This is a genomic window from Spirosoma foliorum, from assembly GCF_014117325.1.
Lineage (GTDB): Bacteria > Bacteroidota > Bacteroidia > Cytophagales > Spirosomataceae > Spirosoma > Spirosoma foliorum.
Genome location: NZ_CP059732.1, coordinates 3,101,182 through 3,116,737 on the forward strand (window position 1 = coordinate 3,101,182; position 15,556 = coordinate 3,116,737).

16 protein-coding genes are annotated in these 15,556 nt (G+C 47.8%); all 16 read right to left on the minus strand.

What is annotated here, in order from left to right; translation table 11 throughout:
- Positions 1-99: 99 nt before the first annotated feature.
- The 16 genes from H3H32_RS12960 to hisG all read right to left on the minus strand — a co-directional run bounded on the left by H3H32_RS12960 (position 100) and on the right by hisG (position 15,343).
- The gene (locus H3H32_RS12960) at positions 100-1,101 is read right to left on the minus strand and encodes an IS110 family RNA-guided transposase (protein ID WP_182457633.1); all 1,002 of its coding nucleotides are present in this window, start codon (positions 1,099-1,101) and stop codon (positions 100-102) included.
- A gap of 334 nt (positions 1,102-1,435) precedes the next feature.
- A complete protein-coding gene (gene metF / locus H3H32_RS12965) occupies positions 1,436-2,395 on the minus strand; it encodes a methylenetetrahydrofolate reductase [NAD(P)H] (RefSeq protein ID WP_182463106.1) in 960 nt (319 codons plus the stop codon).
- An 18-nt stretch (positions 2,396-2,413) separates the two neighbouring features.
- A complete protein-coding gene (locus H3H32_RS12970; protein ID WP_182463107.1) occupies positions 2,414-2,716 on the minus strand; it encodes a hypothetical protein in 303 nt (100 codons plus the stop codon).
- A 15-nt stretch (positions 2,717-2,731) separates the two neighbouring features.
- The gene (locus H3H32_RS12975; RefSeq protein ID WP_240543759.1) at positions 2,732-3,553 is read right to left on the minus strand and encodes a phosphatase PAP2 family protein; all 822 of its coding nucleotides are present in this window, start codon (positions 3,551-3,553) and stop codon (positions 2,732-2,734) included.
- Positions 3,554-3,628: 75 nt separating this feature from the next.
- A complete protein-coding gene (locus H3H32_RS12980) occupies positions 3,629-6,958 on the minus strand; it encodes a UvrD-helicase domain-containing protein (RefSeq protein WP_182463109.1) in 3,330 nt (1,109 codons plus the stop codon).
- A 134-nt stretch (positions 6,959-7,092) separates the two neighbouring features.
- Positions 7,093-7,635, minus strand: coding sequence for a hypothetical protein (locus H3H32_RS12985; RefSeq protein WP_182463110.1), 543 nt, complete (start codon positions 7,633-7,635; stop codon positions 7,093-7,095).
- A gap of 82 nt (positions 7,636-7,717) precedes the next feature.
- On the minus strand, positions 7,718-8,851 hold the full coding sequence (hisC, locus tag H3H32_RS12990) for a histidinol-phosphate transaminase (protein ID WP_182463111.1): 1,134 nt from the start codon (positions 8,849-8,851) through the stop codon (positions 7,718-7,720).
- Positions 8,851-9,306 (minus strand): RES family NAD+ phosphorylase, encoded by a 456-nt coding sequence (locus tag H3H32_RS12995; protein ID WP_182463112.1) that lies wholly within the window; start codon positions 9,304-9,306, stop codon positions 8,851-8,853. Before H3H32_RS12995 ends, hisC begins: the two co-directional genes overlap by 1 nt.
- Positions 9,306-9,734, minus strand: coding sequence for an Xre family toxin-antitoxin system antitoxin (locus H3H32_RS13000; protein ID WP_182463113.1), 429 nt, complete (start codon positions 9,732-9,734; stop codon positions 9,306-9,308). Before H3H32_RS13000 ends, H3H32_RS12995 begins: the two co-directional genes overlap by 1 nt.
- An 83-nt stretch (positions 9,735-9,817) precedes the next feature.
- Positions 9,818-10,321 carry a peptide deformylase gene (locus H3H32_RS13005; RefSeq protein ID WP_182463114.1) on the minus strand — a complete coding sequence of 168 codons (504 nt, stop codon included), beginning with the start codon at positions 10,319-10,321 and terminating at the stop codon, positions 9,818-9,820.
- An 11-nt stretch (positions 10,322-10,332) separates the two neighbouring features.
- Positions 10,333-11,256: a hypothetical protein gene (locus H3H32_RS13010; RefSeq protein WP_182463115.1), complete on the minus strand. Its 924-nt coding sequence runs from the start codon at positions 11,254-11,256 to the stop codon at positions 10,333-10,335.
- Positions 11,253-12,437: an aminotransferase class V-fold PLP-dependent enzyme gene (locus tag H3H32_RS13015; RefSeq protein ID WP_182463116.1), complete on the minus strand. Its 1,185-nt coding sequence runs from the start codon at positions 12,435-12,437 to the stop codon at positions 11,253-11,255. Before H3H32_RS13015 ends, H3H32_RS13010 begins: the two co-directional genes overlap by 4 nt.
- A gap of 5 nt (positions 12,438-12,442) precedes the next feature.
- Positions 12,443-12,820: a type II toxin-antitoxin system VapC family toxin gene (locus H3H32_RS13020; RefSeq protein WP_182463117.1), complete on the minus strand. Its 378-nt coding sequence runs from the start codon at positions 12,818-12,820 to the stop codon at positions 12,443-12,445.
- The gene (locus H3H32_RS13025; RefSeq protein ID WP_182463118.1) at positions 12,817-13,056 is read right to left on the minus strand and encodes a hypothetical protein; all 240 of its coding nucleotides are present in this window, start codon (positions 13,054-13,056) and stop codon (positions 12,817-12,819) included. The genes H3H32_RS13020 and H3H32_RS13025 overlap by 4 nt, the downstream gene beginning before the upstream one ends.
- Before the next feature lie 35 nt (positions 13,057-13,091).
- On the minus strand, positions 13,092-14,381 hold the full coding sequence (hisD, locus tag H3H32_RS13030) for a histidinol dehydrogenase (RefSeq protein WP_182463119.1): 1,290 nt from the start codon (positions 14,379-14,381) through the stop codon (positions 13,092-13,094).
- Between the two features lie 101 nt (positions 14,382-14,482).
- Entirely contained in the window at positions 14,483-15,343 is an 861-nt protein-coding gene (hisG, locus tag H3H32_RS13035; protein WP_182463120.1) for an ATP phosphoribosyltransferase, read from the minus strand.
- Positions 15,344-15,556 lie beyond the last annotated feature (213 nt).

Genomic DNA, 15,556 nt, shown 5'->3' on the forward strand with positions numbered 1-15,556 from the left:
TCAGAGTGACTATCCCCTTATTATTTACTATGACTAATGGAGGATTTACGAATAGAATTATACTAGTTTTTTGTCATGAACTGTGTCAAAAAACAAGTTTTAAGCCAAATTTTGTTTGGATAGGCTGAACCCATTGACGAATTCAATATTCTTCTTCACCACCACAAACACCTGATGCAACAACTTATTCATCACCGCCACCATCGCCACTTTGTGGCATTTACCCTTGGCCCGTAGCCGATCATAAAGCGCTTTACAGCCCAAATTGTATTTACGGGCCGAACGAGCTGCCATGTATAAAAGGCCCCGTACATACCCTAAACCCGTGCGGGCCATCCGACCACGCCGACGAACCGAACTGCCCGATTGAGTTTGACTGGGGGCAATGCCCACGAACTTAGCTACCGCTTTGGCTGACTCGAATCCAGCCAGCCCATTGGTGGCCGTGCACAAGGCTTGAGAGGAAGCCGGCCCAATCCCCTTGACCCGCTGCATCCGCTCCGAAATGGCCTGCAACTCCTGTTGACTCAGCTGATCCAGTTCCTCTTCAAAGAGCGCAATCTGAGTCAGGTAGCTCTGTTGGAGAACCAGCAGGCTAGCCTTGACTTTCTGACTGGCCCGGGGGTCGAACGACAGCGCATGAAGCTGATTAGCCACCGCTTGCTGACTGATTCGCAGGTCGTTGAGGTGTTTGTGCTGTTGGCGAAGCTGATGTAGAGACTCATCGGCCAGTTGCGAAGGCTGGGGCTGAAAGACTTGTCCGTAGCGCGCCAATAGTGCCGCATCGCTCCGGTCGGTCTTGCTGATAGACTTCAGAGTGGCGGCAAAGCCTTTGCTTTGGTTGGGCGTAAGGAGGCTAAAGGGGCGATTTTGCAGGGCTAATACCCAAGCTAATCGAGCCGAATAGGTACCTGTATGCTCGAAAATGAGGTGGCTATTGGCGGGCAGTTCAGCAGCCCATTGCTCAATGGAGTCCGCTTGGTTGGGCAGGGTTTGATAGGCCCATTGGGGTTGCCCATTGGCATCGATTCCGATTTGGTAGCTGATGTGTAAGGTCTCTTTACTGACATCAACCCCGTAATAGATAGCTGGTTGGTTCATGCTAAAAACGAAAAAAGCGGGATACTACTCATGCTCTCGACATCATTGTGAAACGGGCTATATGCCCACTGAACTGTCCGGGTTCCATGAGATTGGCTCTCCAGGCTACCGATCATGACAACCGGTCTTTTAGACCATCCCGACGTAGGTATGACCTGGAGAACCAAAGATTATTTGTTCAGAGCAAACTTACAATCCCGACGTCAGGAGGGATCTTCGGTAAATAACCAGTTGCCGAAGATCCCTCCTGGCGTCGGGATGACAAAAAATGATATTATAAATAATTGAAAATCAGTTGATAATTTTAGATTCTATCCATTATTCACGTTATTTATTAGAATACCTCTCGGGCAATTTTCATTACGTTATCCGCCTTACCCATCGTGTAAAAGTGCAAGACAGGTGCCCCAGCGGCTGTCAGTTCACGGCATTGTTGAATACACCACTCCACCCCTACCTGCCGGGCCTGCTGGTCGTTTTCACAGGCTTCAACTGCCTTAACCAAATCTTCGGGTAGTTCTAGATGAAAGAGCTTTGGTAATATCTGAAGTTGCTTACGCGTACTGAGCGGTTTCAGCCCCGGAATAATGGGCACTGTAATACCTTCCTGCCGACAGCGATTTACAAAGGCCAGGTATTTTTGATTATCGAAAAACATTTGAGTTACAATGTAATCGGCTCCCTTCTCGACTTTCTGTCTGAGGTAATGAAAATCAATGTCGTGATCGATGGCTTCAAAATGTTTTTCGGGATAGGCCGCCACGCCAATACAGAAGTTACTGGGAGCCAGCGGTGTATCTTCTTCGTGCAGATAAATTCCCCGATTCATATTGGCAACCTGCTCCACTAATTCACTCGCATAGGAATAACCGTTCTCTTTCGCCTTGAAGGTGCTGAACGGCTTGGCAGGATCGCCCCGAAGAACTAACGCGTTATCAATGCCCAGATAATGTAGATCGATCAGGAAATCTTCTGTTTCTTCCCGTGTGAATCCCCCACAGAGCACGTGAGGAACCGGATCGACTCCAAACCGATGCATAATGGCGGAACAAATCCCTACTGTTCCGGGCCGTTTCCGGGTCACAATTTTCTGAATAGTCCCATCAGGTAACGGGCGCTCAATGTATTCTTCGCGATGGTAAGTGACGTCGATAAACGGCGGCTTGAACTCCATCAATGGCTCAATGTTGTCGAGCAGATTTTTCAGGTTATCTCCTTTGATAGGCGGAATTACTTCAATCGAAAAAATGGGTTTGCCGTTCGCGGCCTTAATGTGATCGGTAATTTTAGTCATTCGTCAATGCTAGAAAATCTATTTTGTATACCGGTGTAAGCCACTCAGATATACGACCATTAAAAGATGTGAGGTGATCATAAAGCCCATGCAGGCAATTAGCTCCCCTCGTTCGGTCACAACATATTGAAGGATAACACTCGTACTATAAGCAACACCTGACAAAGCCAGGATGCAGCCCCCCGCCCATCTAGCCAGTCCTTTTTTATTAATAACAGTGGTTTGATCTACATTGGAAAGTAAGCCAACCCATTCAAAGCGCCAGATCAGGATGCCTAAAAGAGAGATAAACCCTCCTAATATGAAATAGACACCTCCCATAGTAGGCTAACATTTTTACCGCGAAAACATCGCAAGCCGCATGTAAATTCCATTCGCAGGGCCATTGCTCCAGGGCTGTATATCTAGCCGACGTCCAAGCTTTGTTTTATCCTTTACTTCGTGGAGCTTTGGGATACCCCACCCTACCAGCGATCCGAACGCAGCGCCAGCCAGTAGATCAGTCGGATAATGTAAGCCGCCCTCGTATCGTAACACCGCTGTAGCAGAAGCCAAGCCGAGTGAACCAATCCAGACAACAGGCTTCAGCTTCGAATGCGGGAAATAATGGCGAAATACCTCACTGGTAAACACGGCAGTAGCAAAAGCATTGGTTGCATGACCCGAAAAAAACGACTCGCGAGCATCGCGCGTCAGCTTTTCATCCAAAGGAGCTGCGGGATTATAGACATAGGGCCGGGTTCGCTGCGTAACGCCTTTTATCGTCCGTTCAATTCCACTCGCCAGCAATATTGTCTCCAGATACATGACAGCCACTGTTTTGATATCCTGCCGCATGGGCTTTGTGCCAACCGTTAGTAATCCTGCCAATGCCACATTGCCTACCAACGTAACATCGCTCAAACGGTCGGCAGTTGTAGACCAGCGATAAACCGCCTTCCGATCAAAGGCATTAATATCGTTGGGATTGAGGGCATTAATTTCAGTCTGGGTGAGCGGATCAATCGTATGACTGAGCGCGACTGATGCCCCCAGAGCCACTGCACCGGCCCCCAATAACGTAACTTCCCGGCCAGTCTTTAATGCATACGGCGACTGCGCAAAGGAGTAATTAATGACTAATGAACAATGGATGATGAGTAATGCGATGAGTCTCAATGTTTGTCTATTTAATTTAAGCGAATCTATTATTGTCTTACCCATTATACATTTTTCATTAATCATCATACATTTTCAAACCACCCGCACCACCTCTGGCTCATCAGACAAGTACACCAATCGTGCCTCAACTTCAGGATACCCCATTTCCCGATACAAATTTGCGAAATAGCGTAAGGTAGTCACTGGTTTGTCGTTCTGATCTTCTTTTTCTACTGGCCTTGATTCATATTGAACTAAAACGACCTGTCCATTCGGGTAATGCACCACCCGATGGGGCGCACCATGCATCCGTTTGCTGCTCAGAATAGTTCGATCGGTATCAACGCGAAGGGATGAATCGAACAAGGCAGCCAGGTCTGGGTGAGAGACAATCGCCAGCAAACTTAATTTTAATACTTCGCATTCGATTTTTCGGATAAGCCCTTCGCTAACGAGTTGACGAAGGACGGTGTCAATAACCTCTGGGCCTTTTATCAGGCTCAACGCTGCACACAACTTACGGTCTCGTTCGCGCGTACGCTCAAAGGTGGCCACGTCAAACATACGATCGGCCAGCCGACGAAGTTGCATATCCTGCCCCCGATTGCCACTGACGATCGTGTCCAGATAAATCTCATCGATCTCTTCCTCTGGCCGATAATGCGGTACCGCATCCGAACACAGACTTATTTCATAACTCGATCGGCCTTTCTCCCAGGCACAGCCGCAATTTCGGGCCACTTCGCTATCGCGCAGGAACGCATGCAGCCAATAGCTAACGTCTTTCTGATTGCCAACCTTCTCAAAATCACCTCCTTTGGTAATGATATATAACCGATCCGTTGGTCGGGTAAACGCGACATACAGCAGGTTCATATTCTCGATAAAGGTCCGCGTCAACTCCTCTTCATATTGAGCTGCTATCGACGCAGGGGCACTGCGTAGTTTGCTGGTCGTGTTCGATGGAGCAGATGTGAGTCGGGCAAATTTCCCCAGTTCGGTTGCGTGCGACAGGGCATCGGTACGAATCTCGGCCAGATCGAGCCAGATCGTACTGTCGTTTATCGGCTCAACCCGCCAGTTGGCGAACGGAATAATGACCACTGGAAACTCCAGCCCCTTCGACTTGTGAATTGTTTGAATACTCACCGCATTACGGGCGTTCCCCTCCACCGAAATCTTCTGCCGAACACTTTCCCAATACACCAGAAAATCACTCAGATGGCCGCTTCGTTTCTGGTTGAACGTCAGCACTTCATCCAGGAATCGAAACAAAAATGGATTGTGTTCCGCCTGATTGAATAGATCAAACTGGGCGATCAGGCGCTCAGCTAACTCGTATGGATTTAGTTGTCCTAATACATACGGATCGAGTGGATAGCCTTCTACGGCCAGGTAATCATAGACTGCCGAAATGTCGTCTTCGGCCACGTTACGAAGTTTCTCGGTCAACGCATCATCAGGAAAAATACCCTGTACAACCCGATGAAATAGATAGAGCAATTCATAGCGAAGCATCCGCAGATCGGGACGCTGCAACACCTGCATGACCGTAATCAACCATTTTACCGGATCTGAAAATTCCAACGATAACGAATCGGCCGAGACCAATGGAATCTGGCGTATGTTCAATTCATTGGCCAGGATTCTGGCGTGCGATTTCTTCCGACACAGAATCGCTATATCGCCATACTGATACCCTTCTAGCAACGATTTTTCCAGATGCGCAATGGTCGTTTCGAGCATTTGTGTCGTGAGGTCTTTACCGAGTTCGTCATCTTTATCAACGAAATCAATCTGAACATGCCCTGCCTTGTTGGCTTTGGGTTGCGCTTTCTGATGAAACTGCCGTTCGGCATCAAACACATCCGTCAGTTTCGGATGCTGATACTCGAATTGACGGGCCACGAACTCAAAAAAATCATTATTGAATCGGACAATTGGCTCCGCGCTCCGCCAATTGGTATCCAGTATTTCGGGTTCCAGCTGCCCGTCGAGCATACCGATGCGGTCGGCGGTCCAGGACGCCGGATTGTGCGCCACTTTCAGACTTTCCAGATCCTGCCGATGCAAGGCAACAATCTGATCCATATCGCCCCCCCGGAAGCGGTAAATTGCCTGTTTGCCGTCGCCTACAGCCAGGTTGAAATGAGCGGCCCCAAGGGAGTTTTCAATGAGTGGCAGTAGGTTGGCAAACTGGAGTCGCGAGGTATCCTGAAATTCATCGATCAGGATGTGGTTGTACTTCGTACCCAGTCGTTCATACAAAAACGGCACAGGCTCCGTTGCTACAATACTCAGAATTTTCTTGTTGAATTCTGAAATATGCACCCGACCATCTTTCTGAAGCAAATCATCGAATTCTACGCGCATTTGCTTCAATAGCGCCAGTTTCTGCAAATGCGGCAACAAACAATCGAACAACGTTACTTCCCGACTACTTTCGCTTCGGATGACCTCAATCTGGTCAAAACAGTTGCACAGTTCTTCTTTAATACTGTCTATAGGACCTGTTATGGTAAGCGGAGACTTGGGAACATACCAGTCACCTTCAATCTGCTTCCGGTGTGTAGCAGTTGGTTCTTTCTCGAAATTAGAAAAGGCAATCGTCTTAAAATAAGCGGCTACGCTGTTCTTCTTGCCTTTAAAATCCTCTTCACTAAGTCCTTTGCTGGTGATCAACGACCAGGCTCGTTGGCCCTGATCAACAATTGAGGTTTCAACCTGCCGATTATGCTCCATCAATTGAAGCCGGATAGTTCGCAGTGCCCCTGGCGATAGCTCCTGAGCCGCATTTACAGCATCGTAGAACTGATCGGAGGTAAGATTTCGGCCAAACTCCTTAAGCAGTTCGGGTAGTTGGTTCCAGCTTTTTCCTTCCGCAGCAGTATTCGTATAATACTCGCTCAGAATTGCCGTAATCTCCTCCATCTCCTCTGTGCCCGCCTTTTCAATCAGGTTATCTATGGCCAGCTCGAGGACTTCGTCGGTTTCCATTTCTACCTCAAACGAATAGGGCAACCCAAGTTCATCGGTAAAAGCCATCACGACACGCTGCGTAAACGAGTCAATCGTTGTGACACTGAAATCGGCGTAGCGATGGAGAATTGTTCTAAAAACTGATGAGGCTTTTTTGCGTAATTCAGTCTTGGCAATGGCGAATGAATCGGTGTTTAGCGGTGTGCCGTAGAGTTCGACGACCAATTCATCCAGCAAGGGAAGTTCTTTTGTACCGGCAATATCAGAGAGCCGTTCGAGAATCCGGTTCTTCATCTCGTTAGCGGCAGCGTTTGTAAACGTTACGGCCAGAATATGCCGGAAATAATCGTCCTTCGCAGCTGGCCGAAGTGCCAGTTTCAGGTACTCTTTGGTAAGCGTATACGTCTTACCCGACCCCGCCGAAGAACTGTAGATTTTGAACATGGAAGGAAAGGGAGGAGAGGGAGGAAGGGGAAAGAGGGAGAATGGAAGAAATGGAGAATATAGAGTCCTTGTATTCCTCTTCCTCCCTCTTTTCCCTTTCCTCCCTCTCCTCCCTTTCTTCCATTCTCCCTCTTTTAAAAATTATACCGTAGCCCCACACCTGTATTTAAGTTCAGGAAGAATGGGGCCTGGAAAAGCTCGACGTAAGCACCGGTTTCCAGGAAAAACGAGTAGGGTTTGCCAACCGGAAAAAACTCTAGTCCGGCAATACCCGAACCACCAAGCGAAAGATTCCCTTTTACGTAGTCAACGGATTGCCCAGCCAAATAATCGGGATAATAGCGACGATTGTTGAGTTGTCCACCAAATCCATAATACGCCCGTACACTTTCGCTTTTCGTTAGGGCTGTATGCCATAAGTAGTGGCCCTGGATAGCCAGACCAACGCTTTTATAATCACCGGAACGATAACTCCGCTTGGTGCCGTAAATACCGCCATAGGTCCCGATGTTTAGATCGAAGGCATGGTTCGTGCCGAAGTATTTTCGAATATTCACGCCTGACGGCTCTCCAATACGAGCGCCGATCGCCCAGTTATTATACTGCGCCTGTGCATCGTTTGTCGATACTACCCAGCCAGCGAGGGCCAATACGGTTATTAAAAACGATTTTTTCATAGAGTAAGTAATTAATCTCCCTTAGACTACAGGGTTCGTATCTCGTAACAGGTCATTTTCCCCTAAATGCCAGCACAAAAACTCAGGCATTTGAAACAGCCTCTGGTTTTGTGGCATCGTCGCCCGTTCCGAGGGGTAAATCTATACTTTCCGTTGCGTTTTCTATTGTATTCATCACGGCCAACAGTCGTTCATTTTCAGCGCGTATTCCCACCGAAATACGTAAACAACCACCACATAGTTTCACTTTTGATCGGTCCCGAACAATCACTTGCTGGTCAATCAAGTGCTCAAACATCCCTTTGGCATCGGCAAATTGAACGAGTAAAAAATTAGCGTCGGAGGGGTGAATAACCTGCACAGATGGCAAAGAACGTAGATTATCGGCCAAAAACTGCCGTTCCGTCAAAATTTGCCGAACCATGTCATTCTTCTCGTCTTCGTGCGAAAGCGCATCCAGAGCAAGTACCTGCGTAGGTGCCGAAATGTTATAGGGTGGTTTGATTTTATTGAGTATCCCAATAAGCTCTTCCGACGCAAAACACATTCCTAACCGTAACGCAGCCAATCCCCACGCCTTCGAGAAGGTTTGTAATACGACCAGATTTGGGTACTTATCCAACTCGCTCGTCCAGGAAGGCGTATCAGCAAAATCAATATAGGCTTCATCTACAATCACTAACGAATGATCGGCAGCTTCGAGAATCGTCCGAATGGCATCGGCCTGGAGCAGATTGCCCGACGGATTATTGGGCGAGCACAGCCAGATCAGTTTTGTGTTGGGCGTGATAGCAGCCAGCACAGCCTCGGTATCTACCTGAAAATCGGGCGTTAGTGGCACTTTGACCAACTCAACATCATTCACAGCCGCCGACACTTCATACATGCCATAGGTTGGCGGCATAATCAACAAATTGTCCTTGCCCGGCACACAGGTAGCCCGAACGAGTAAGTCAATGGGTTCGTCCGAACCATTTCCCAGAAAAATCTGCTCAGGCCGAACCCCTTTGATGGGTGCCAGTTTCTGCTTGATGGCCCACTGGTGTGGGTCAGGGTAACGGTTGTAATCGCCCGTATCTGTAGTTGACCCAATCGGATTTTCATTGGCATCCAGAAACACGCCCACCTTACCCGTATACTCGTCACGAGCCGAAGAATAGGGTGTCAACGATAGAATGTGGGGGCGAAGGAGATTATTGAGATTGAATGGTTGCATTAGCTTAATTTCTGAAAAAATCGTGGGTCAAATTCAATGGACTCCACGGCAATTAGTTTTACGTCAGCAAAAAAAACATGTGCTGGATTGAGCAGATAATTATACTCTGACCGAACGATTACGGAAGGTACTCGTAACAGAAGTGAGTCATTGGAAGCCAGCCATTTACTTCCAACTTGTTGTGTATAGGCTTCGTCGATTTGCCAGTTTTCAAGCAACTGCCCACTGTTTACAGCGGGAATATGATCTGGTACGTACAAAACCAAAACCCGGTAATCGGTTGGAGGCTGCGATTGGCGTAAATGAACCAATGTCTCTAAAATTGCCAGCGATCGACTGCTAGTCGTATAAAGAGCGGGTTTACCAACTTCGTTCCATCGACCTCCGTATACAGCGGCCCCATTACCCGACAGGTCATTGGCGTATATCTGGCGAGTAACCCGAAATAACTCCATCAGGCAAAAATTCCGTGTTCAATCCGACCCAACTCGCGGTCAACGATACCAATTCCTTTGTGCGTTTTGAGAAATTCAACCGGACGTCGATTCCCTAACGATAAAATTGAACCATGAAGCCAATCCCGAAAATACGCTTTACCCAAGGCATCTTCGCCGTGTTCGAACAGTTCGGCTAACGCAACAATATGATCCGAAACAATGTCGCTCAAGCGGTCACTGTCCTGGTAACGTTGTAGATTACGGGGTGTAACGGGCAAATACTCCACTAATTCTTTTGGTTCAATACCCAATGAATCAGCCAGATATCGAATCGTTGCTTTAGGCACCCCCTGCTCAATAAGCTGCATCAAGTCGGCTTCACTACGAATAACTCGTCCGAGTATTTCATTGCCGCCCAGGCGATTGGCGATGGCTATGATTGTCATAATGAGGAATTATTTCCTTAAAAATACGGACACTTTTCTATGACCCCAAATTGATGCACAGAGATTAACTAATAAAGGGCTACTTAACTACTAGTTGGTGTTGGTCGCCACTGAAATGATCGTTCGTCGATTGCCCGCATGGTACAAAGTATGCCGTTCAGGTGGTCGTATTCGTGCTGGATCAGCTCGGCCAGTTTCCAGTCTGTGATCGCCCAGGTATGCGGTTGCCAGTGCTCATCCCGATAGGCCAGTGTCAGACGGCAATGTCGCCGGACACGCACGAGTAAATTTGGGAAACTCATGCAATCGTCCCAGAGTTCATCGGTCTCGTCGCTAACGGTAACCAATTCGGGGTTGATAATAATCTGGGGACGATCTACATTCAGATAAATCAGCCGTTTCATAATACCGAGCTGTGGAGCGGCAATGCCTCGTCCAAACTGGTACTTCGCTCTGATTTCTTCCATCACGTTGTGCAAATCGGCCGCCCAGCCTATCACCAACGGAAGCTCTGATTCCAAAACTGGCTCGCAGGTTTCGTACAGACGTGGATCACCCAAAAGCAGGAGGTCAGCGAGGTGTTTCATGAGCAATCAATTTATAAGCGCTGCTTTTTCCTTTTCGACAATAAGTAGATCAGGCAACTTACTCCCACTAAGCTAATTACTGGGTAAAGCATATCGCGTACAGTAGACTTGATACTTGACTTACCGACAGGCCGAGGAGGCTCGAACGTGAGTGCCTCTTCGGAAACAGGCTGGTTAAGAATAGGTTGATAGGTCAGACTCTTTTTTACCAGTTGCTTTGGCTTGCTAATTGATGAATCGGCTTCATCAACCCGGCGCAACAGGAAGGTTTTCTGATCAACCCAGAGCAAAATCTCCTTATTTTTCCAATAATCATTGGCAAGATGCCCCGTAAGTCGATAGCAGGATGCTTTGTCCAGTACATCGGTACCAAGTAATTTCACATTTTGCAGCGAATCGATACCCCAGCCAGCATCTGTAGCTTTAGGCATAAGTAAGTAAGGAACTTTGCGGGACGACGTGCCCGAAACGCCGGTAGCTACAGCTAAGGCATCTCCCAAGGACGCTTCTCGACTCGTCGAATCGTCTATAGTCCACCATCGTTGCACATTATTCCCTTGGCTCCAGATCACCATCTTTTCAGGCGGGGTAGCACGCCCTATTTTTTTCCCTTTGTACTCAAAACTATCTTGAACTTCATATTGAAAACGGAATCGGGCTGCTTGCCGATTGTAGGCCGTTGTGAAGTTCAGGGTGTTTGTAATTTTTGGTTCCTTCTGGCCTAACTCATAAAAATCGGTTTGTACACTTCCCTGATCCTGATACGTATTTGCCTCAGCATAAACCCGTAACATCCGCTCAAAAATCTGTTTCCCAGACAGATCCTGGCTTTGTACCAAACTTGTTTGTAGCAGAACAAGACAACTGGTTATAAACCATGTTGTAGCAGAGAGCGTAGACTGTATGGCACCTGCTGTTGCTCGCGCTAATTTCATCTGAGTATATCGTTTAGTGCATCAACAAACGTCTTCATTTCATCCTCGGTGTTGTAGTAGTGTGGCGAAATCCGAAGTGTAGCGGTCAACATGCCTTTCCGGCCAAAATCCAGGATAGCCCCTCCATAAGGACTGATAGAGGTATTGATATGCCGGGCTGATAAAGCTGCCTTCAATTCAGCCGCCGACTTGGTTTCGCTGAACAAGGTGATTATGCTTGATAATCGCTCACCTTCATCGTACAGACGAACACCCGGCAATTGACTCAGTTGCGTTCGGAGTATTGTACAAAGCTGAGCATTTCGTTGTGCGATGGCGTCAATGCCGACAGATAGAGCATAGCGATTCGCTTCGACAGCACCCAAGACTAGTGCATACGGAAACTCCCAATCCTCAAACCGTTTAGCAGTCGGCTCCAACTGATAGCTGTTGGCCGATTCCCACGAAGCGCCATGAAGGTCGACAAAGAGCGGAGCCATATTGGCCGTCAGAACCTTATCTGATACATACAGAAACCCCATACCACGCGGCCCCCGAAGAAACTTCCGACAGGTAGCGGACAGAAAATCGCAGTGAATCTGGGTTACATCAACGGGTAGCTGCCCTACTGATTGGCAGGCATCTACCAGATATAACAGGTCGTATTCCCGGCAGATTTTCCCAATCGCTTCAACCGACTGCACCAGTCCAGAGTTTGTTGGCACATGGGTAACCGCCACAAGACGTGGCCGAAGCGTCTTAATTTTTTCGGCCATATCGGCCACCGATACACCACCCGTAGGTTCGTCCTCTGCCCGAACTAGTTCAATTCCAAACCTTTTTTGCAGCGATAAAAACGCAATCTGATTGGAAACATAATCGTTCGTTGTGGTCAGGATTACATCACCTCGCTGAAACGGAATTGACGATAGTGCTTTGGCATAGGCATCAGTCGCACTGGCTGTTGCAGCAATATGATTCGCGGTAGTGTTCAGTAAGTCAGCTGTCGAGGTATAAAATTCCTGAATGGCTTCTTGACGAGCTCCGGCAGCCTCATAGCCACCAATCTCGGCTTCTAAAGCAATATGTTGCGTTATGGCATCAATTACTGGTTTTGGCATCAGCGCTGCGCCCGCGTTGTTCACATGAACGACATGCTGAGTGCCGGGGGTATCGGCACGAAGGGAAAGGAGATCAAGCATAAAAATTACAATAAAACCGATGCCAGCGAAATAACCGCTAAGCCATCAACATCGGCAAAATCAGCCACATTATTTGTCAGAATTGGCTGATTATAAATCAGCCCTGTAGCCGCAATGATTGAATCACCTAGTGAGCGCTTGCGTTGCTGGCGTAATCGAATAGCTTTATTAATAATCTCATCGGTAATTGGCAATAGCTTAGCACTACCTAAATATGCTTCAAACTTACGTTTGTCAATAGGGTCTAAGCGACTGAAACCTAAAACCTCAAGTGTAGAAATTAGCGAAACCTGCACAATTTCCTGATTGGCCTGTAGATATCGAGCCAGCGATAAGTACTCTGGCTGTACGGAATAGATAATGATATTACTGTCTAAAATCATTCTTCCCGACCATGAAGCACTCTATCCCAACTGCGAATTTCCCGTTGCCACTCCGACGCATCACCGAAAGATTCTCCAGCTCCGCCCGATTGAATAATTTCCTCTAACACCTCTGCCAGAGTTGGCTTTTTTGATACTACCTTTTTTTCAATCAAATGTCCACCTAGCTTAGGAAGCAAAGAAAGCAGTATGGCTACGTTTTCTTCCGAATCTATTTCAATCAATAACTGGCTCATAATTTTATCTTATTATGTTCAGCAAGATAACAAAATCAGGCCGGATTTACTTCCGCAAGGCTTGCCAGTCGTAAACTCACAGCCCGCTTGTGGGCTTCCAAGGATTCGGCTTCGGCCATCGCTTCAACTACAGGGCCAACGTTTTGCAAACCTTCTGCAGTTATGTGTTGAACCGTAATTTTCTTAACAAAGCTGTCTAACGACACACCGCTATAAGCCCGCGCAAACCCATTGGTTGGCAACGTATGATTGGTCCCCGATGCATAATCACCGGCCGATTCGGGGGTATAGTTCCCCAGGAAAATAGAACCTGCATTAATGATTTTATCGGCAACTTCTTCTGCGTTTTCAATACTCAGGATTAAATGCTCGGCAGCGTAGTCGTTCAGCAGATCGATAGCATCCGTCTGGTTATCGAGCAAAATCATCTTGCTGTTTTCCAGCGCCTTACCAGCGAACTCTTGACGAGGGAGTCGGCTTAGCTGTGTGCTCAACGTCAGATTAACACTGCTCAGCAGCTTTTTACTGGTCGAAACCAGCAACACCTGACTATCGGCTCCATGCTCAGCCTGTGATAGTAGATCTGCCGCAACAAAGGCCGGGATAGCTGAGTCATCGGCATATACCGCAACTTCACTGGGTCCGGCTGGCATATCGATGGCCATGCCCTCTTTGGCTACCAGCATTTTTGCCGCTGTCACGTATTGGTTACCTGGACCGAAAATTTTATAAACCTTTGGCACTGACTCCGTTCCATACGCCATAGCCCCTATAGCTTGTGCGCCACCAATGCGAAATACCTTGGTTACACCCACTAATTTGGCAGCAAAGTAAATGGCAGGGTGATTGCTGGGCGTACAGAGAACAACTTCACGACAACCAGCTAATTGCGCAGGAATTCCCAACATCAGTACGGTGCTGAAAAGTGGTGCCGTTCCCCCTGGAATGTATAACCCAACCTTTTCGATACCTACGCTTTTGCGCCAGCAAATAACCCCTGGCATTGTTTCGATTTTCTCAACAGGCTGTTTTTGTCGCTCGTGAAACAACCGAATGTTCTGGTACGCCTGCCGAATAGCGGCTTTCAGTTCATCGCTTAGTTGCGCTTCAGCGGCATCAAGTTCGTCAGGGTTAACCTGCAGTTGGCTGCTTTCCAGGTCTATCTTGTCAAATTTCTTCGCTAGTTCAACCAAGGCAGCGTCGCCACCAGAACGAACCTGTGCCAGGATGGGAGCTACAGCAGCTTCAATCTGTTCGGTCGATTGAACAGGCCGGGCTAGTAAAGCAGGCCATTCAGCGCGGGCAGGAAACGGGATGATGTTCATATAATAAAGGAGGAAGGGAAGAAGGGGAAGAGCGGGAGGAGAGGGTTAATAAGCGGGCAATACCCTTCCTCCCTCTCCACCTTTTCTCCCCTCCCTCCTTTTTAATAGATCATTTTCTCAATCGGGATCACCAGAATACCTTCGGCACCAGCAGCGCGGATGGCTTCTATATTTTCCCAGAAATCGTTTTCGTTCAATACTGAATGAACCGAACTCCAGCCTTCGGTAGCCAATGGCGTTACCGTTGGGCTTTTCATGCCGGGCAGCAATGATGTTATCTGCCCAAGGGCATGGTTTGGGGCATTCAGTACAATGTACTTATTGTTTTTGGCAGCCTGAACCGACTTGATCCGGAACAGGAGCTTATCGACTAACGATTGTTTGTCGGCATCCAGTTCGGGGCGGGCAATAAGAATGGCTTCGGAACGGAAAATCGTTTCCACCTCTTTCAATCCATTGCTCAACAACGTACTCCCCGAACTGACAATATCACAGACCGCTTCGGCGAGGCCAATGCTTGGCGCAATTTCAACCGAGCCACTAATCTCATGAATCTCGGCTTTCACGCCTTGTTCAGCCAGATATTTACCTAATAAATTTGGGTAGGACGTGGCGATGTTTTTACCATCCAAATGTTGAATTCCAGTCCATTCAATACCGCGTGGAACTGCAATGGACAGGCGGCATTTGGAAAAGCCCAGCTTGTGAATCGTTGTCACCGGCCGACCGGTTTCGACGGCTACATTTTCGCCAACGATGCCTAGATCGGCTACGCCATCTTCAACGTAACCAGGAATATCGTCGTCACGCAGGAATAGGAATTCAGCGGGGAAGTTCGACGAAATGGACTTGAGTTTACCGGTTCCGTAATCGAATCTGATACCACATTCTTTGAAAAGCTGGTATGAATCTTCGCTTAAACGACCGTTTTTTTGCAGGGCAATGCGTAATACAGAAGACATTAACTGAGGTATGATATAGGATGTATGATAGCGTCCATACACTACGTACTCGATTGATTGTCAGCAAAAAATCACTAGCAACCCACATGGTTCGCGATGATTTATGCAATCAGGGGGCAAAAGTACAGGAAAATGGACAGGTTTTTCGATATTTTGACGAGGCAACACGTAGTCGCACGGGCTTAGTAGCCGCGATGATGGCGACGATGTCGG